This window comes from Cedecea sp. B1(4) (assembly GCF_059414925.1).
In genome coordinates this window covers 89,792-109,175 of record NZ_JCAHMZ010000002.1, presented here as the reverse complement: position 1 = coordinate 109,175, position 19,384 = coordinate 89,792, and the positions used below count along the sequence as shown (strand labels likewise).

General features: G+C 56.8%; 14 protein-coding genes. 5 read left to right on the top strand and 9 right to left on the bottom strand.

Annotated features, from left to right (window positions below):
• Positions 1 to 11: 11 nt before the first annotated feature.
• The 7 genes from ACR6JA_RS03920 to drpB form a co-directional block, all read right to left on the bottom strand.
• Entirely contained in the window at positions 12 to 1,421 is a 1,410-nt protein-coding gene (locus ACR6JA_RS03920) for a DNA cytosine methyltransferase (protein WP_166872854.1), read from the bottom strand.
• A 97-nt stretch (positions 1,422 to 1,518) separates the two neighbouring features.
• Positions 1,519 to 2,214 (bottom strand): phosphohydrolase, encoded by a 696-nt coding sequence (locus ACR6JA_RS03915; protein WP_494492922.1) that lies wholly within the window; start codon positions 2,212 to 2,214, stop codon positions 1,519 to 1,521.
• A gap of 49 nt (positions 2,215 to 2,263) precedes the next feature.
• A complete protein-coding gene (locus ACR6JA_RS03910; RefSeq protein WP_494492921.1) occupies positions 2,264 to 3,802 on the bottom strand; it encodes a fructose PTS transporter subunit IIA in 1,539 nt (512 codons plus the stop codon).
• Between the two features lie 12 nt (positions 3,803 to 3,814).
• On the bottom strand, positions 3,815 to 6,403 hold the full coding sequence (locus ACR6JA_RS03905) for a glycoside hydrolase family 38 N-terminal domain-containing protein (protein WP_494492920.1): 2,589 nt from the start codon (positions 6,401 to 6,403) through the stop codon (positions 3,815 to 3,817).
• A 142-nt stretch (positions 6,404 to 6,545) separates the two neighbouring features.
• Positions 6,546 to 7,628 carry a PTS fructose transporter subunit IIC gene (locus ACR6JA_RS03900; RefSeq protein ID WP_494492919.1) on the bottom strand — a complete coding sequence of 361 codons (1,083 nt, stop codon included), beginning with the start codon at positions 7,626 to 7,628 and terminating at the stop codon, positions 6,546 to 6,548.
• On the bottom strand, positions 7,621 to 7,935 hold the full coding sequence (locus ACR6JA_RS03895; protein ID WP_494492918.1) for a PTS fructose transporter subunit IIB: 315 nt from the start codon (positions 7,933 to 7,935) through the stop codon (positions 7,621 to 7,623). The genes ACR6JA_RS03900 and ACR6JA_RS03895 overlap by 8 nt, the downstream gene beginning before the upstream one ends.
• A 719-nt stretch (positions 7,936 to 8,654) precedes the next feature.
• Positions 8,655 to 8,927 carry a cell division protein DrpB gene (drpB, locus tag ACR6JA_RS03890; RefSeq protein ID WP_213716457.1) on the bottom strand — a complete coding sequence of 91 codons (273 nt, stop codon included), beginning with the start codon at positions 8,925 to 8,927 and terminating at the stop codon, positions 8,655 to 8,657.
• 1,492 nt (positions 8,928 to 10,419) lie between these two features.
• On the opposite strand from drpB, the gene mgtA reads away from it, so the two are divergent.
• The 4 genes from mgtA (at position 10,420) to ACR6JA_RS03870 (ending at position 15,489) form a co-directional block, all read left to right on the top strand.
• On the top strand, positions 10,420 to 13,113 hold the full coding sequence (gene mgtA / locus ACR6JA_RS03885; RefSeq protein WP_494492917.1) for a magnesium-translocating P-type ATPase: 2,694 nt from the start codon (positions 10,420 to 10,422) through the stop codon (positions 13,111 to 13,113).
• A 75-nt stretch (positions 13,114 to 13,188) separates the two neighbouring features.
• Positions 13,189 to 13,425 (top strand): hypothetical protein, encoded by a 237-nt coding sequence (locus ACR6JA_RS03880; protein WP_008458080.1) that lies wholly within the window; start codon positions 13,189 to 13,191, stop codon positions 13,423 to 13,425.
• A 2-nt stretch (positions 13,426 to 13,427) separates the two neighbouring features.
• Positions 13,428 to 15,080: a Na/Pi cotransporter family protein gene (locus ACR6JA_RS03875; RefSeq protein WP_494492916.1), complete on the top strand. Its 1,653-nt coding sequence runs from the start codon at positions 13,428 to 13,430 to the stop codon at positions 15,078 to 15,080.
• A 67-nt stretch (positions 15,081 to 15,147) separates the two neighbouring features.
• Positions 15,148 to 15,489, top strand: coding sequence for a DUF2493 domain-containing protein (locus ACR6JA_RS03870; protein WP_213716463.1), 342 nt, complete (start codon positions 15,148 to 15,150; stop codon positions 15,487 to 15,489).
• A 44-nt stretch (positions 15,490 to 15,533) separates the two neighbouring features.
• On the opposite strand, the gene ACR6JA_RS03865 is transcribed toward ACR6JA_RS03870, so the two are convergent.
• Complete coding sequence (locus ACR6JA_RS03865; RefSeq protein ID WP_494492915.1) at positions 15,534 to 17,066, bottom strand: amino acid ABC transporter permease/ATP-binding protein; 1,533 nt, start codon at positions 17,064 to 17,066, stop codon at positions 15,534 to 15,536.
• Positions 17,067 to 17,090: 24 nt separating this feature from the next.
• Positions 17,091 to 17,918, bottom strand: a complete 828-nt coding sequence (locus ACR6JA_RS03860) for an ABC transporter substrate-binding protein (RefSeq protein ID WP_081946134.1) — start codon at positions 17,916 to 17,918, stop codon at positions 17,091 to 17,093.
• 531 nt (positions 17,919 to 18,449) lie between these two features.
• Between ACR6JA_RS03860 and ACR6JA_RS03855 the strand changes: the two genes are divergently transcribed.
• Complete coding sequence (locus ACR6JA_RS03855; RefSeq protein WP_494492914.1) at positions 18,450 to 19,373, top strand: LysR substrate-binding domain-containing protein; 924 nt, start codon at positions 18,450 to 18,452, stop codon at positions 19,371 to 19,373.
• The last annotated feature ends 11 nt before the right edge of the window (positions 19,374 to 19,384 follow it).

Below are 19,384 nucleotides of genomic sequence, written 5' to 3'. Positions count from 1 at the left end.
TCTTTCTCCGCTTAGCGCTTTTTCACCGCTTGCTTGATCACCGGCTCCAGCAGTTTAGCCACTGCGGCAAACGCGGGAACGACGACGGAGTTACCAAACTGGCGATAAGCCTGAGTGTCAGACACCGGGATGCGGAACGCTTTCCCTTTCGGCGCTTCAAACCCCATCAGCCTGGCGCACTCGCGCGGCGTCAGGCGACGCGGCCTGTTCACCTGGTTATCAGGATGGTTAAAATCTGCCTCGCCCAGCGCCATGTCCCAACCGCGATCGACCAGGATCTCCGCGCCATCTTTGAAATAACGAGCCGACAGCGTTCTTGCTACGCTTGCCGGGTTTTTCGGGTCAACCAGGCCGTAACCAAACCCGTTGCCCTTGGCCTGATGCTTCTTCGCGTAGTTATAGAGGTATTTCCACAGCGTTGGGGTCAGCACGTATTTCGCGTCAACCTCATCGTCCAGCAGCTCGCCAAAGGTCGGGCGACGAGCCGGATAGAACTCGCTCAGTTTCGCCAACGTCACCGCCGTATCCAGTTTCAAATCGCGGCGCGTGCCGACCAGCACAATGCGTTCCCGGTGCTGCGGCAGGAAATTTTTACCGTCGACAATTTTCGGATCGTCACGCCCGGAAACCGCGGCATCAGCCACGTCGTAACCCAGCTCGTCCAGGGTCTGCATAATAATGCGGAACGTATTGCCTTTGTCATGGCTCTTCAGGTTCTTAACGTTCTCCAGCACAAAAACCGGGGGACGTTTGGCGGCAATGATCCGCGCCACGTCGAAGAACAGCGTGCCCTGCGTTTCACAGGCAAAACCGTGCGCGCGCCCAAGGGCATTTTTCTTCGACACGCCAGCCAGAGAAAACGGCTGGCAGGGGAAACCGGCCAGCAGCACATCATGGTCGGGCAGCGTGGCCTGGATGTGGGCCGTCGCCTGCTCGTCCGTGACGTCGCCACGATTGCTGAGCGTTACGTCGCGGATGTCTTCATTAAACTGGTGCTGCGTCGGGTCGCAGTACCAGTTTGCCTTGTAGGTCCTCACCGCGTATTTATTCCATTCGCTGGTAAACACGCACTGGCCGCCGATGGCCTCAAAGCCGCTGCGGATCCCGCCTATCCCGGCAAACAGGTCGATAAAACGAAAAGCATAGCGCCCGTGATGTGCCGGCGGCGACGGCAGCATACTTTGCAGCATCTGCACTTCCACTTCGGTTAAACCACGAGGCGCAGACTTGCCGTTGTACCAGCGGTTCAGGGACTCACGCGTCCAGTCGCCTCCCACCTGACGCAGGCGGAGCGCAACGGTTTTTTGATCGTAGATTTCAAGTAAACGGCTGACCAGCGCATTGTCTTCTTCTTGTTGAGTTTGTTTGTGGCGCTGTGCCTGAAGGGAGAGGTGTTCTGCTATCGCGTCAAGATCGTTCATCGTGAACCAAAAATGGGAAAAGGGAGTGAAACTGTATCACCGATTTGACCCAGAAAAAATGAAAACAGCCCGCAGAATGGACTGCGGGCCGGAAGGATTAAGCCTGTGATTTAAAACGCTGCAGGACCTGCTCGTCCACCTGCATGTAGTCGCCTTTCAGCTCGGCGCACAGCTTTGCCATATAGCCGACGAGGAAATCCGCATTGTGCCGCGCCAGCGCGCGCCCGGCTTCGGTTTGCATTGACGCAGGCAGGCGCAGAAGCTTTTTCTGGAAATGGTCCACCGAATACTGCGTATCGTCCAGTTCACGGCGATCGGCCAGTGGATCGTCGCTGTCAAACAGCGAACGCCCCAGCGCGCCGGAAACATAAAACACCCGCGCCAGGCCTATCGCGCCCAACGACTCCAACCTGTCCGCATCCTGCACTACTTTCGCTTCCAGCGTTTGCGGCGCAATAGCCGCGCTGAAACTGTGGGCCCGCACCGCATGAGCTACATCGTCATAAAGCTCGCGGGGGAAGTCCGGGAAGTGCGTTTCCAGAATACGCAGCGTCTCCTGCGCGGCCTGCGTTGAGGCCAGATGCCGCTCCGGGTGGTTCTTGGGCAGGTTAACGATGTCGTGGAAGTAGCAGGCGGTCAGCACCACCAGCCTGTCCGCCTCCGTCCCTTCCATAATATGCTGGGCGGTTTTCCATACGCGCCGAAAATGCGCCACGTCATGGGCTTTGTCATCCTGCGCCCAGTTCTCAATCAAATAGTTCTCAAACTGCTGCTGCCAGCGGGCAATCGGCATACACGTACTCCCCTTCTCGTGAAAAGCGCCAGTCTGAGTATAACCAGATTTATGACAAGATTATGACTTCCTCGCGGAACACATCCACCACGGCCGGCACCGTAGCCGCGGCCAGCAGCTTTTCACGGAAAGATTCATGCATCAGCCGCCGGGCTAAAACTGAGAATATCTGCATATGCTGCGCCTGCTCCTGCTCGCTGAGCGTCAGCATAATCACCAGCCGCACCGCCACGCCGTCTCCCCAGTCCAGCGGGTCTGCCAGCCGCAGTACGGAAATACTGCTGCGGGAGATCGCGGCAGACTTACAGTGCGGAATGGCGATGGAAAAGCCCAGCGCGGTGGTAAAGACCGCTTCACGCTGCCAGATGGCCTGTTCGGCGAGCGTCGCAGAAAGCGCCCGCCCGTGAACGTCAAGGTTATCCGTCAGCCGTTTAATCACCTCATGCTTGTCATGAAGTTTTTCATCCAGAAACACCAGCGCCGGGCTGAACATGCCCGCTTCCTCGCTCACGGGTTCAGCAGCAAACTTTTTGCATTCCAGCGCGTACCAGCGCTGCGCCACGTCATCGGGTGCCGCCAGCACAAACCCGTGTCCGGCGCCCAGCAAGTATGTCCCCGCTCCTGCGGCAAATAGCGGCTTCGTTGAGGCCAGGCACAATAGCGGCGTCGCAAACGCTCGGGCGAGTATTGCGGTATGGGACGTTTCGCCGCCTGTCGGCATCACAATCCCCCGCAGAAATGGCCCTTGCAGCATGAGCAACTGGCCCGGCGTCAGCACGCCATCGCCAATCACCAGCGCGTCTTCATCCAGTTGCGACAGCCCCAGCCACGGGTCGCCGGTCAGTTCGGCCGCAATCCTCAGCCCCAGATCAAAAACATCCAGCTCCCGCTGGCGGAGATATTCACTGTCGCTTTGCCGGAAAGGCTCCCGCAGTGCGTCCAGCGCTTTTGCCAACGCGGCCAGCGTATTGCGGGCGTCATGCGCGTCCAGCAGGCACTCTTCAACGGTTTCATCCTCCAGAAGCTGACTTTGCGCATCCAGAATCTGCGCCGCTTCATCCGCTTGCTGGCTGATATCGTCCCGTAAACGCAGCCGCGCAGCCTGCAGGGCGACAATCAGCCGCTGTTGCTGCAGAGGAAAAGGTTCTTCATCGTGCCGCAGCGCCAGCGCGTGGAGATCGATCTGCTCAACAAAAACGGCCTTTGCCAGCGCCGCCCCCGGACTAACGCCCTTCCCTTGCCAAACAGGGGATGCACTTCGGGACAGGAACACCGGCAGCGTTTGCTCTTCTTCAACGGCAGCGGCCAACGGCGAATCACACTGCGCGAACTCATGCTCAATAAAATGGCCGAGCGCCTGCCAGGCCGCCTGCTCATCCGGGCCTTCAATCAGCAGCTGGCATTCATCACCAGCGGCAACATCCGCCCCCACCAGCGCCAGGACGCTCTTGGCATCCCCCTGGCGCGACTTAGTCTGGTTCACTAACGTCACCGCGGAAACAAAGCGTGAAGCATGCCGTTCAAGTGCGCAGGCTGGTCTGGCGTGCAGCCCGTTCACCAGCGGGCAACGAAATAACAATGTCTGCATAGGGATAGCGCCTTATTCAAATGAGCGAATTAGCCAGGAAACCGGCGTGCCTGCTGCAATGGAGTCCGTTGGCGTGGCCGGTATTTCCGCCAGCGTGATCTGCTGCGGCGAACCTGTTGCTACTGGTGGAATATTTTCCAGCGGTGCCAGGCCTGGGTTCCAGCCCCTGAGCACCAGCGCCTCTTCGTTTTGTGCTTTTTTCAGGGTGCTAAAATGCGCGGCGCTCTCCCAGCTCAATACGCTGAAGTGCGGTGGGAAGGTTTTCCCGTGGGGGTTGGTGCGAAAACGCGACCAGCCAGAATCCAGGTAGCCCGAAGCCGGGGTACGCCACTGCTCGACGGCCTGCCAGAACGCAGGGCTTTGCCCGTTATCCATCGGCATGACGGCCAAGTGAAACGCGTGATAACCGGGTATTTGCGAGTCAGGAGCAGGCAGCACCATGCCGGATGCCCGTCCAGGCCGCCATTCCAGCGCGGGCCGTCCGAGCCAGCCCACGCTGCGGAACAAGGTAATCGCCAGCGTATCAGGCTGCCCGACAGGAATTTCGTACTCCCGCAGCCCGGCGGTCACCACGCCGAGGCCGCGCCGCGAGTGGTGCATCATCACCAGGCTCTGCATCGGCCACAGTGAGGCAGGCGCTTCCGTCCAGTTTTCCTGCTGCCAGATCTCAAGCGCACGAGGGACATTGTCACGTTCTATCAGACCAAAAGGCTGATCGGCAAAATGGGTCGACTGATATAAACCGGTGGGCAGTTCAATCTGCAAACGGTGGTCACGCAGCGTGTTGTTAACTTCAACGGCAACATCCAGCCAGGCGCTTTCATGCGGCAGGGAGATGGTCATTACCACGTCCAGCCGGGCATCAAACCGCCTGGCCTCGCGTGCATCTGCATCAGCCGGGGCAGGCATGTGTAGCGTTAGCTGCAGGGTGTCTTTGAGCACGCCGCGCGTCAACATGGCCTGCTGCAGGCAGCCTTCGCTGTTAATCTTCCAGTCAACCGTCGGCGGCGAATAGTTATAGTTGTCCCCCGCGTCTTCGCCATCGACTAGCCGAAGGATGTGCGGGTAGACTTCACCCGTGCGTTTATCGGTCAGCGTAAGCTCTCCGGCGTTATGCTCCAGCCGCAGCCAGGCGTTTTCCAGGCAGTCAATCTCCCCGGCCGGTTTATCAAACCCGGCGGCTTCCCCTTCCTGCAGGTAAAAGGTCGTGTAGCCACAGGCCGGCAGCGCCTTCGCCTCCAGCAAAATATGGCATTTACGATACCAGGTGGTTGTGGTGCTGTTGGAAAGCTCCTGCACCACCAACGACATGTCCTGAAGCTCTTCGTGCAGCAGTTGCCAGCGGCACGGATCGCCCTCGCCATCCACGATGCGGAAGTCCTCTTCCGGGGTATAAAGCGTGAGGCTTACCTGCGTATCTCGCCGCGCGGGCAGCGGGTTAAAGACCACGATTTTTTTACCCTGCTGGCTCGCGGTAATCCCTTCCGCAAGCATTTTCATGTTCAGCTCAAACAGCTGCCCGGCACTCTCTTTGCCGGACTGCAAACGCCCCTTCACCATCTGGTTAACGCGGTCTGAATTACAGCCGCCGATGCTGTCGTGGGCGTGAGATTGCATCGCTTCCCGCCAGATGTGCTCCACCGCCTGCTGCGGATAAGGCAGCCCGTGCCGCCAGTTGAGCGCCAGCAAGGGCTCCAGCGTCTGGCTGACAAACTGTTCCAGCGAGGCATTAAGCTGCTTGATATCCATTCGGGTAGAGAAAATACCGCGATGAATGCGCATGTATTTGGGGCTGAGAAGCTCGCCGCGCAAAACAGGCAGGTTGTGCTCGTCGTCCCGCAGAGCGGCGAAGAAATCACTGAAGCTACTGCGCCTGAAATGGTATTCGCTCTGGCTAGCATTCAGTTTTTCCAGCGCAGCAGGCACCGCATATTCGAACGGCGACTGATCGTTGCCGTTGGGGAACAGAAGGTGATTCGTGGCGGAAAAACGCCCCTGTTTTTCCAGGATCGGCGGTAATTTTTCAGCCAGTTCCTGCGATGCCGTAGGCAGCCACTTCGCGCAGCCGTAGCCCCCGGGAAGCACGGCGGTGAGCACCTGCTGCCCGCCCTGCGCCTGCCAGCAAAATTCGCTGGTCGGCACATCATGCTCGCACCACCCGCGCCAGAGCACTGCGCTGTCAATGGCGAACTCGCTTAGAAACATCGGCAACTGCGCGCTTTGCCCGAAAGAGTCTGGCACATAGCCCACCGGCATATAGCCCCCCCAGGCTTTACAGTCCGCCAGCCCAAGCAGCAAATTGCGGGTTATCGACTCCGCGCCAACCACCAGGAAGTCACTTTGGGTGTACCACGGGCCAATCAGTACCCGCCCGCCGTCAATCAATTTTTGCAGACGAGCCTGGTGCTCTGGCGCCACCTGTAAAAAATCCTCCAGCATCACCGTTTGGCCATCCAGAATAAACGGCCCCAGCGCTTCGTCTTGTTCCAGCCGAGTGATTAAATCCAGCATAAAATAATAGAGCACGATTTTTGAATCGTTCTCGGTGAAATACCACTCTCTGTCCCAGTGCGTGTGCTGAATTAAATGCACAGTCTTCATAATGTCACCTTATTAGCGGCTGATGAGGCACATTTAAGGCGCAGTCATCCCCGGCATGAAATACCGTAAAAACGCAGCCCATACGGCCGGAAATAAATGAACCGGGCGGCTAGCGCCCTACTTTAAATTTAGGCACGGCAGCCTAAGGTTTATTTTCAACGACAGTTTCACCCCGAAACACTAATAACGATCCCACGGCAATAATCCCCGCACCGACAGCAATAGACAGCACATAAATGGGCCATTTATCTACCGCCAGCCAGCCGTAAAAGCCCGAAATCGGCGCATGGTTTACCGCACCCAGTCCGACGGCCAGCGCGGCCCCGGTGGCTGAGCCAACCACATTGATGACGATAATTTTGGGGTTTGCCAGCGCGAAAGGAATCGCCCCTTCAGATACGCCAATCAGGCCCATCAGCGTCGAAGCCTTGCCCGCCTCGCGCAGCGAAGCCGGGAAGCGCTTAGCCCAGATGAGCGTTGCAACCCCGAGGCCAATCGGCGGGACGATAATCGCCACCTGCGCGGCGGTGTTGGGGTCGTAAATTCCGGAAGCCAGCAGCGCCATGGCGGTGGTTACCGCCGCCTTGTTCACCGGGCCGCCCAGGTCAAAGCCCACCATCCCGCCCACGACGGCTGCCAGAATGATTTTGTTCGTCCCGGACATCGCCAGCAGCCAGGTTTCCATCCCGTGATTCAGCGCAGCCAGCGGGCCACCGATAATAAAAGCCATCACCATGCAGGTCAGCAGCGTGCCGCCTACGGGCAGGATAAAAATAGGGCCAGCAGAGGCCAGCGCAGCAGGCAGTTTGACCCAGGTTGCCAGCGCCCGCACGATGTATCCCGCAACAAAACCGGCGGCGAGCGCCCCAAGAAACCCGGTTCCGAGGCTGCTGGCCAGTAAGCCGCCCACCATCCCCGGCGCCAGCCCCGGCTTATTGGCGATGGCAAAGCTGATATACCCGGCGACCACCGGCAGCATCAGCGACAGCGCCAGGCCACCAAATCCATCGAATTTATGCAGCATCTGCACAATGATGCTCGCCGCCTGAGCATGGCTGGCATCCCAGATATTTTCGATGCCGTAGAGCGAAGCACCGATGCGCGCGATACCCATGATCACCGCCCCGGCAATGACAAACGGCAGCATCCATGACACCCCGGTCATAATGGCATTTTTGACCTCTTTGCCGGTCGACATCCCCGCCTCTGCCTTGAGTTTAGCCATTTGCTATCTCCGCCTCTATCGCCTCAAACACGGCCTCGCCAAACTTTATCGGGTCGGCCACGCTGCACTCCAGTTTCATCATGCCGTCAAAACGTTCTTTGCCGGTAATCGCCACATCCGTGGCGAGAATCACCGCATCGGCCCGGGCAAGATCGTCGGCGGTAATTTCGTTTTCGACACCCATGCTGCCCTGCGTTTCGACTTTCACTTCATGCCCACGCCGCTGACCCACCAGGGCCAGGGCCTCCGCAGCCATGTAAGTATGGGCGACGCCCGTAGGGCAAGCTGCAACACAAATGATATACATAACAACTCCTTATCTGGCTGAAGAAAGGCAATAAAAAAAGCACAATGGCTGAAAAGCGCATTGTGCTTTGGGGGCGAACATGGGCCAGCATCGCGGCGTCCCCGGCATCACCGCCGGCGTGAAGACACATCATCAGCTGATGCAGGCTGGAAATACGGCACATGAACGAAAGTTCATAGCGTTTGCGAACGGCCAGACGGCGCGGACGCACAACGGTATGTTCCCTTTTTAATGACGGAGAATGCGAATAGCGAAGCGAATGATATAAAACCTCAGCGCTACACCAGAGCCGGGACCAATTTACGGCACAAACGTTATCCAGCGAATCAGAATAAACGGCGTCGTCTTTTTCCAGTTCGCTCACGCTATTAAACCAGCAGCTATTATTCAACCAAACGCGCGCCCTGCTGCCGAACATCGGCAACATAGTGCGAACAAGCGTTATGATTCGAACAATATAAATGTGCATAGTTTTCCCCATAAATCTTCCCGCAGTGTAGACAGTTCGAAAAATAACAAACGTGACTTTACGCACAGTTATATAAATACGATAAACCCTCTTTTTAATGAGGAATAAATAGTATTGCATCGCAGAGAAAAATTAAATGATGCCGGTAAAGAGCATGAAATAAATAGGCTAGCTTCAGCGGGAGTTTTACAGCGGGAAGGTATCCAGCCTGAGCCACGCAAAAGCAGGTGGCTCATCGGGCAATCTGGTTTCAACGCAGCCGGTTTTCTCTGGCGCTAACAGGATAAGCACGCGGCCTTGTGTACCATGCTATCCAGCCCAGCACCGCCGCAACGGACCCGAGCACCAGCAACCCCATCAGCGCTCCGAGGAGTTTACCGCTAAAGGTGCCTAAATCGCCGCTGGTTACCCCGCTGACGACCCAAAAATAACGCACCATCGCCCAAACGATGTACAAACAAAAAGCATAGAACAGCCACAGCGCAATTTTACCGCCGGGGCTGCGAGTTGGTTTCGCATCCATAACGTTCGACCTAACTTTTCAACTGAAACAAAAACGGGTTGTCGACGGCAGTTCCCCCGCCGCCTGAATGTGATTTTTATCACACTCGCGCGCTAGATGAACCGCCAGAAGCGTTAAACTTTGTTTCAAATCAAAGCCTGTGGGGCAGAAATCGGCCTTGCCAGAGGAGTTTGATTTAGTTTAAGGAAAATATTAATGGTGACGATGTCTCTCGCCGGATGGGGTGTTTATGTTCTGTTTGTCTCGTAGTCCCACATATCCAGGCTTATGTGGGGTCGGCTAAGGTTCAGTTCACCTCAAGTACAGATTTATATGGAGCACCCGCACCGGTTCACGGCTCAGGCGGGGTTGAGCTGTCGGGAACAGCGAAAGAGAGCGATCGTCGGGAACGAATCGCGAACGACCCCGAATGTTTGGGTGATAGCCGGTGGGTTTACCGCTTCAGCGGCGATGAGCTCACCGGGCGCCGGGGGTTGTCAGGGGGCATGGCGTAATGCCCTCTGGCACGTTCACCGGTGCAGAGACTGCATAAAAAACAGGGCGGGAAGTGAACGGAATATTCGCCGTCCCTGCATAATGGTGACTAAGACAAAACTTTCGAATGAGAGATAAAAAATACCCTTTATTCCCTTCCCTCAATATTCCCTCACTGAAATATAAACGAACACATTTAATTTCCACTCGCGGGTTGACAATAGTACTGCCCATGGGTAGATTTCACGGGCCGAAGTTGCGGCCTTTCCTAACCTGACATAAGAGACTAATGGATACTGAATTTAGTAGCTGCCCGAACATGGCCTTAATGGCGGTTCGGGAAAGTAAACATGAAATCGATTGTGATCACTTCTTCGTTTTGGTGTGTCTCGCCGGAGCCTGATGCTCTCGTGTTGTCCCACCTCGACCAGGGTTTTCACGGTCCCGAGGTGTGTTATGAACTTCAAATCTACCCTTTTTCCTGGTGTCAAAACAGTGACATCAACGCTGCGTGTCCGGCCGCCCCGCGATCGGGTGCTGTCTGCACGCAAAAAACAGTCAAACTCAATTTTCTCCTCGAAAATCAGTGAGTTGAACCAACGCATCACTAACTGGCGTGTCAGTCCTGTCACCGGCCAGCTGGAGCGTCGTTGCAGCTTCTCTGATGGCGAAGACCCTCAAAGTCGACCCTTCGTAGCCTGATTCAGCCGTTACGCCGTAGGTTCGTCTGCGCGCTATGCCGCAGCCCGCTTCCGTGCGCCACGCTGAGTTACGTCACTGTTGGTACCTGTTTATTCGCTGATGCCTTCTGGCATATTTCTCAGCAGGCATAAACACGTCCCAAGAAAAGAAAATATAAATTTCTCACCTGTTTATTTTTAATAAATAAATAGCGAGAAACCCTGTGCGAAATTAATTTAAAACCGATCGCTCATGCGACATCGGGCTATTTTCGGCCGCCCTTAATCTGGCGTTTACCCTAAAGAGTCTGCTGCCGTCCGGCGACAGGAGCACCACCATGACTGTACAAACCAAGAACCGTAATAAAAAAAGCACGCTGTCTATGCGTGCCGCCCAGGAAGCCAAAAACGGCATCGCAGAAACCCTGGTCAACCTGAACACTACCCGGGAAGGGCTGCAGGAAGCCCACGCCAGCGCCCGGCTGGAGCGGGATGGCCTGAACGAAGTTGCCCATGACAAGCCGCCTCACGCGCTGGTTCAGCTACTGATGGCATTTAACAACCCGTTTATCTACGTGCTCGGTATTCTCGCCGGGATCAGCTTCTTTACCGATTACTGGCTGCCTACCAGCCACGGCGAAGACGGCGACCTGACGACGGTGATTATCATCGGCACCATGGTGGCGCTCAGCGGCCTGGTGCGTTTCTGGCAGGAACACCGCTCGGCGAAATCTGCCGAGGCGCTAAAAGCAATGGTTCGCACCACCGCCACGGTTGTGCGTCGTGAACACGCAGGGCAAAAAGGAACCCCGCGTGAAATCCCAATGCGCGAACTAGTTGTGGGCGACATCGTGCAGCTCTATGCAGGGGATATGATCCCGGCAGACGTGCGCCTGATTGAGTCCCGGGATCTATTCATCAGCCAGGCCGTGCTGACCGGTGAAGCGCTGCCGATTGAGAAATACGACACCCTGGGCGATGTGGCGCAAAAGTCCGCGCACGATAAGGCGATCGACAGCGAAAACCTGCTGGATATCCCGAACATCTGCTTTATGGGCACCAACGTGGTGAGCGGCACCGCACAGGCTGTGGTGGTCGCAACCGGGCCACGCACTTACTTTGGCTCACTGGCGAAAGCGATTGTCGGGAGCCGCGCGCAAACGGCCTTCGACCGCGGTGTGAACAGCGTCAGCTGGCTGCTGATCCGCTTTATGCTGGTGATGGTGCCGGTGGTGTTCCTGATTAACGGCCTGATGAAAGGCGAATGGTGGGATGCCCTGCTGTTTGCCCTGGCGGTGGCCGTGGGCCTGACGCCGGAAATGCTGCCGATGATCGTCAGCGCCAACCTCGCCAAAGGCGCGGTGGCGATGGCGAAGCGTAAAGTCGTGGTTAAGCGCCTGAACGCTATTCAGAACCTGGGCGCAATGGACGTGCTATGCACCGACAAAACCGGGACGCTGACGCAGGATAAGATCATCCTCGAGCACCACGTAGGCACCAACGGGCAGAAAAACGAGTCCGTGCTGGGGCTGGCCTGGCTTAACAGCTATCACCAAAGCGGCATCAAAAACCTGATGGATCAGGCGGTCATTTACTTCTCTGACAATGAGCCAAACTTCGTTAAACCGCAGGGCTACAGCAAAGTCGACGAGATGCCGTTTGATTTCGTCCGCCGCCGCCTGTCGATTGTGGTGAAGGACAGCCAGAGCAATCACCTGCTGGTGTGCAAAGGCGCCGTGGAAGAGATGCTGAGCATTGCCACCCACATGGAAGAGAACGGCAAGGTAGTCGCGCTGGATAATCAGCGCCGTGACGCCATGCTGGCAATGACCAATGACTACAACAAAGACGGTTTCCGCGTCCTGGTGGTGGCCACTCGCGATATTCCTAAAGCCGAGGCGAAAAAACAGTACGGCACCGACGATGAGCACGACCTGATTATCCGCGGTTTCCTCACCTTCCTCGACCCACCGAAAGAGAGTGCAGGCCCGGCAATTGCTGCTCTGGTGGACATTGGCGTAGCGGTGAAAGTGCTGACCGGCGATAACGCCATCGTCACCACCCGCATCTGCCGCCAGGTCGGGCTGGAGCCGGGTGAGCCGGTACTCGGCCCGCAGATTGAGCAACTGAGCGACGCCTCCCTCCAGCAGTTGGTGGAAGAGCGCACCGTGTTTGCCAAGCTGACGCCACTGCAGAAGTCTCGCGTGCTGAAGGCGCTGCAGGCCAACGGCCATACCGTGGGCTTCCTGGGCGACGGGATTAACGACGCCCCAGCCCTGCGCGATGCCGACGTCGGTATCTCGGTCGACAGCGGCACCGATATTGCCAAGGAATCCGCCGACATCATCCTGCTGGAAAAGAGCCTGATGGTGCTGGAAGAAGGCGTGATCAAAGGCCGCGAGACTTTTGGCAACATCATGAAGTACCTGAACATGACCGCCAGCTCCAACTTCGGCAACGTGTTCTCGGTGCTGGTCGCCAGCGCATTCATCCCGTTCCTGCCGATGCTTGCGATCCAGCTGCTGCTGCAAAACCTGATGTACGACATTTCCCAGCTCGCGCTGCCGTGGGACAAAACGGACAAAGAGTTCCTGAGCAAACCGCGCAAGTGGGATGCCAAAAACATTGGCCGCTTCATGGTCTGGATTGGCCCGACGTCATCCATTTTCGACATGACCACCTTCGCGCTGATGTGGTTTGTGTTCAGCGCCAACAGCGAGCACATGCAGACCCTGTTCCAGTCCGGCTGGTTCGTTGAAGGCCTGCTGTCGCAGACGCTGGTGGTACACATGCTGCGTACCCAGAAAATTCCGTTCATTCAGAGCACCGCCGCCTGGCCGGTACTCATGATGACCGGGCTGATTATGGCGATTGGGATTTACGTACCGTTCTCTCCGCTCGGGCCGTTGGTTGGGCTGCAGGCGCTGCCGTGGCAGTACTTCCCGTGGCTGGTAGCGACCCTGCTCGCCTACTGCTGCGTGGCTCAGGGCATGAAAACGTTCTACATGCGTCGCTTCAAGCAGTGGCACTAACGCTGCGTTAAGTAAGGTAAAAAAGTGCCGCTTCGGCGGCACCTTTCAGGCAAGTAACACAAGCTGGAAAGCATTATGGAAAAGCAACATTCCATTATTTTCCTGATTAAAAATAAGACCATCGCACTGGTTGTCTTATTTTTAATGAAAATAACCCGCACCCTTCGCGTCCACGCCCTGGCCTGGTTCGCCGGAGGGAAAATCAACTATCGACACGCGAAAGCGTTACTGAACCTCGCCAGCGCCATACATCGTTTTTCGATCAGGTTACTGCGTTTTGTTACACCACCCGCCCTGAAGAGGGGGAATTGATTATGTCCGGAACTACTCTGTTAATTAACCTGGCTGGCGCCATCGCTTTGCTGCTCTGGGGCAGCCATATGATTTCAACTGCGCTGCAGCGCGGCTTCGGCACGCCGCTGCGCAACTGGATGGGACGCCACCTCACCAGCCGCTGGACGGCCCTGCTCGCCGGGATAGGTATTACCGGCGTTCTGCAAAGCAGCACCGCGGTAAGCATGATGGCGACGTCGTTCACCGCCGCCGGGACGCTGAGCCTTGCCCCAGCCCTGGCGGTGATGCTCGGCGCTAATATCGGCTCCACGCTGGTGGTGCAGCTGATGAGCTTCAACATGGAAATGGCCATCCCGCTGCTTCTGCTGACCGGGTTTGTGGTCTTCAAGCTGCGCGACCATTCCAACTTTGAGAGCGTGGGCTGCGCCCTGATTGGCCTCGGCCTGATGCTGCTTGCCCTGCATTTACTGAGCGGCACGCTGGCGGAAATCGAAGTCACGCCGGTGTTTCACGCCGTGATGCAGGGGCTACAGGGAGACGTATTAATCGCCCTGCTGGTGGCCGCGATCCTGACGCTGCTGTGCCACTCCAGCGTGGCGATCATTTTGCTGATCGCTTCCCTCGCGGCCACCGGCGCGATGGGGCCAGAAACAGCGCTGATCCTGGTGATGGGAGCCAATATTGGTGGGGCGCTGCCGCCGGTGCTAAACGCGGGCTCCGCCGTGGCACGTCGCCTGCCGGTTGGCAACCTGATGGTTCGCCTGGTCGGCTGTGCGCTGGCGCTGTTACTGCTCCCGCTGCTGACTGATCTCGCGCAGAAGTCCGGGCTGAGCACGCCGCAGCTGGTGGTGTGGTTCCACACGGCCTTTAGCGCCCTGCTCGCGCTGTTGTTTATCGGTCTGACCGCGCCGATGGCTCGTTTCCTGGAGCGTTTGTTCCCAGAAGAAGAGCGCGTGGGCGACCCTGGGATGCCGATGTATCTGGACGATGCCGGCCTCGAAGTGGCTTACATCGGCCTGTCTAACTCAGTCCGTGAATCGCTGCGCGCAGCCGACATGCTGAGCATCATGCTGGACCGCCTGCTGGTGTTGTTTGTCACCCAGGAAAAGCAGGCCGCCGATGAGATTCGCCAACTTGATCAGTCGGTGGATCTGCTCAGCGCGGCAGTGCGTGCTTACCTGGCCGATATCAGCCATGACGGGCTGAATGACGCGGATGCCGATCGCGCCCAGGAGATCCTGATGTTCATCATCAACTTCGAGCATGCTGGGGACATTCTTTCCAGCAACCTGACCCAGTTAGCTACGCGCCGCGCTCGCCGTGGTGAACTGTTCAGCGACTTTGAATTACACAATATTCGCCTCCTGCACGCGGAGATCCTCACCAGCCTGCGCCTCGGCATCGCCGCGTTTATGCGTGAAGACTTATCCGCTGCCCATCAGCTGGTGCAGCGCAAGGAAACTATTCGTCAGCTCGAGGCATCCGCCAGCCGCGAGCACTTCAAAAAACTGCGAGAGGACAAAAATGCCTGGGCGGAATCCGGCGACATTTTCCAGCGAGTGCTGCGGGACTACCGTCGTGTACATCACCACATCGCGGCCGTGGCCTACCCGGTGATCGACCGCCTTGGCGATAAGTCGCTGCGCTTTATCGAAACGCCGCCGGACGCTTAAAAAACAATAACCGCCGCAAGGTGGACGAAGCATCTTTTCAAGGAAAGCAACGTTAAGGTACAGAAAAGTGAGAGTTTTAATTTGCGCAGGTCGGTTTTACGCCGACACCCATACCCTCACCCGCGTGCTGGATTTATATGCCAGCACGCAGACAATGAATGTGCTCATCCATGGGGGGCATCAGTCGCTCGGCGGCACCATTGAAACCTGGGCACGCGGCACCGACGTGCACGTCATTCGCTACCCGGCCAACTGGGCGCTGCACGGCAAATACGCGGAAACCCGCCGCAATCTGTTTATGCTGGAGGACAGCCGTCCCGACGTGCTGCTGGCCTTTCCTGGAGGAGAAGATACGGCGGAGTGCGTACGAATGGCGCGCAGCTCCGGCGTGAAGGTAATAGAGATTTAATCCACCAGGGCTGCGGCAGGATAATGTTACCGCAGCCCGTTTTTTTAGGCCGTAACAGGGGCCAGGTTTACGTCTTTCAGGAATTCGGTAATACGTGGGTTCTCTCCGCTGCGCAGCGCCTGAGGAGAGTCATCGCAAACGACTCGCCCTTTTTCCATAAACACAATTCTGTCCGACACGCTGAACGCGAAGTTCATCTCGTGGGTGACAATCACCATCGTGATGCCCTCCTCCGCCAGGTTCTCAATCACCTGCAGCACCTCATTCACCTTTTCAGGATCCAACGCCGAGGTAGGCTCATCGAAGAGCATGATTTGCGGACGCATCATTAAAGCCCGGGCAATCGCCACCCTTTGTTGCTGCCCGCCGGAAAGCTGGTGCGGGTACTTGTGGGCGTGCTCGAGCATGCCGACTTTGCGCAGCAACACGCAGGCCTCGCGCTTCAGCTCTGCATCCGTCGCCAGGCGATGGTAGTGCGGGGCCAGCATCAGGTTTTTCATCACCGTTAAGTGCGGGAACAGGTTAAAGCCCTGGAACACCATGCCGATGTTCAGCCGGTGCTCGGCGTTTTCCACATACTGCGGCTTCTGGGCCCCGTGTTTTTCCAGGCGAATAAACGGCTGGCCATTGATCAGGATCTCGCCGTTATCCAACTGCTCGAGGCCGTTCAGCAGACGAATCAGCGTGGTTTTGCCGGAGCCCGACGGGCCAATGACGGACACCACTTCACCGGGCTTGATGTCCAGGTTCACCGCGCCAAGCACCTCCACATTGTTGTAGGCCTTGTGCAGCTTGCGGGCCTGCAGCGCGGGAACATTCACTGCCAGAGCCGGGCGAGCAATCAGCCCGCTTTCCTGTGCCACCATCGCTTCCAGTTCGGCTTCCGGCAGGCGTGCGGTTTTGCGCTGGGTGACATCCAGCCGTTTTTCCAACAGCTTCAGCAAGAAATCAAAAACGGTCACGATAAACACATAATAGAAAGCCACCGCCGCCATGGTCTCCATCACCAGGAAGTTTTGCGAGTAAAGCCGCTGCCCAACCATCAGGATCTCGGTCAGTGAAATCACCGAAACCAGCGAGCTAAGTTTCACAATGGAGATGTATTCGTTCGCCAGCGACGGCAGCGCCACCCGCAGCGCCTGCGGCACAATGACCAGCCACTGAATGCCCGCGTAGCGCAGCCCCAGGGCATGGGCGGCCTCACGCTGCCCGCGAGGGATAGCCAGCAGGCCACCACGGTGAATCTCGGCAATATAGGCCGTTTCACTCAGCACCAGCGCGATAAGCCCGGCCCAGAACGGGTCGCTTAACAAGGCCGAGCTGCCGGGCAGCGCCTGAGGCAGGTTATAGACAAAAATCAGCAGCACCAGCAGCGGCAGGCTGCGGAACAGCCAGATATAGGCCCGCGCCGGTAAAGAGAGCCAGGGAGACGCCGCCTGTTTGCCCAGCGCCAGAAGAAAGCCAAAGCCAATGCTGATTACCCAACTCAGCAGGCTCAGCTTAATCACGGTCCAGGTTGCCTGCCAAAAATCGGCATTGCTAAACAGGCTGAATAAATAGTTCCAGTCAAAAGACATATCTGTACTCCCCGGCGGTAATGATTACAAACTGCTGGCCTGAATTTCGGCTTCGGACGGCTCCGCCAGGTGATACTTTTTCACTAATGCCGAGTACTTGCCGCTCGCTTTAAAGGCCGCAATGCCATCGTTCAGCGCTTTTTTCAGCTCCGGGTTGGTTTTACTCACCCCAAGCCCCACCAGCACCGGGTACAGCAGTTCGGTCGAGGTCACCGCCAGCCGCCCTTTCATTTTGTCCACCACCTGACTTGCCACGGCGGCATCGGTCATCTGCACTTCAACCGCGTGGGAAAGCAGCGCCTGGGTTGTTTGCGGGTCGGTTGAGAATTCGCTGACCGTAATCGGCTTCAGCCCCTGCTTCACGCAGTAATCCGCCGACAGCGTGTGCAGTTTTTCCAGCCAGTAAGTGCCCTGCATCGACCCGACTTTATGCCCGCAAAGTTCTTCCGGCTTGGTTGGCTTGAAGCTGGCATTGCTCAGCGTCAGCAGCGACTCGCCGGTTTTCAGGTAAGGCACCATGTCGATCACCTTCTGGCGCTCCGGGGTGATAAACAGCGCGGAGGCAATCAGCTCGAAGCGCTTTGCCTGCAGGCCGGGGATCAGGCTGGTGAAACGGGTATCCACGTAATTGGGCTTCAGCTTCATCGCCTCGGCCACGCCGTTGATAAACTCAATGTCGAAGCCCGCCGGGGTTTTGCCGTCCAGGTATTCGTAAGGCGGGAAGGTAATATCGCTGCCCACCGTAAGCTGACCGGGGGTCATCACGGCCGCCTGAGCCCCGCCGCTGAGCAGTAAAGGCAGCGCCGCCGCCATGCAGGAAAATAACGCCTTGCTGTGTGAGGATGTAAACATGCGATGACTCCAGTGCAGGTGGTTAATCATTTTTATGGATGCCCAAACGGCGGCACCTTAAACAACGTATGATTTTCACGCCGGGGAATACCTTGCAATATATTCGCCAGGACGATAATCACTCGATGAACGTTTGCGATGAGGCCATGCTGCAGGAGAAGCGCGTCGGGATAAAGGACGAAAAATATGACTTACCTCTATAAAAAATTGTTTTAATGCAATGGTTATTTTTTTGCACCAGCGCAGCGCAAGATATTAATCCCCCGAAGAAAAGCCAATAAAGACATATTTCAGGCAGATAATAGCGACTCAAAATACTCACCTGCACCATAAAGGTGCGAATTATTTTTCCTCTGCAACTTTTTGGGGATAATTCGTGGCTAATAAAAATAAAAATATTTTTTCAGGGCATAATTTTTACCGTTTGTGTCTACCTCTATTACACCTGGCATGGGCCTTGCTGCAAACTGACTGAATAGCCTGAAACTCTCTTCAAGGCTGCATTGACAATAAAAAAGCGGGGTTAGCGCCATGACACATTTCACGCTCAAGCAGCTCAAGTACTTTGTCACCGTCGTGGAGGCGCAGAGCATCGCTGAAGCCTCAAGGCAGCTGCATATCGCCCAGCCTTCCGTTTCCATTGCCATCAAAAACCTGGAAGACACTTTTGAGCAGCAGTTTTTTATTCGCCACCACGCGCAGGGCGTTTCGCTCACGCCCGGCGGGCTGCGGTTTTATGAAAAAGCCCGCGAACTGCTGCGGCTTTCATACCAGTTTGAGCAAAATGCCAAAGCGGATAACGACCTGGTTTCCGGCACTATCGCCATCGGCTGCTTCGAGTCCGCGGCCCCGCTTTATCTGCCTCGCCTTATCGCCGGGTTCCGCAAGCTTTACCCTGACATTACTATCCGGCTGTACGACGGCGAGCAAAATGAGCTGACCCACGGGCTGCACCGCGGGCGCTTCGACCTGGCGTTTATGTACAACCTGGAGTTAGAGAGCACGCTGCACACCGAAAAACTGAACGCCCCGCAGAAGCCTTACGCTCTGCTGCCTGCAGACCATCCGCTGGCGAAAAAAACCACCGTGACGCTCAAAGAACTCAGCCGTGAGCCGATGATCCTGCTGGACGTCATCCCCAGCAAAAGCTACTTCATGAACATTTTCACCGACAAAGGGCTGCACCCGGAGGTGGCCTACAGTTCGCCGTCGATTGAAATGGTGCGCTGCATGGTCGGCCAGGGCATGGGGTTCTCGGTGCTGGTGACCCGCCCCTGCACAGACGTAACCTATGACGGCCAGCGCGTTAAACAGGTGGAAATCATTGATGATATGGCAGCCTCCACGCTGGTGATGGCTTATTTACGCAATAACGAGCCGACCCGGCCGACGCGCTTATTTATGGATTACTGCCGCACCTTTGAGCTGATGCCGAAAACCCTGACCGAAAATTAAAAAGTGGTGTT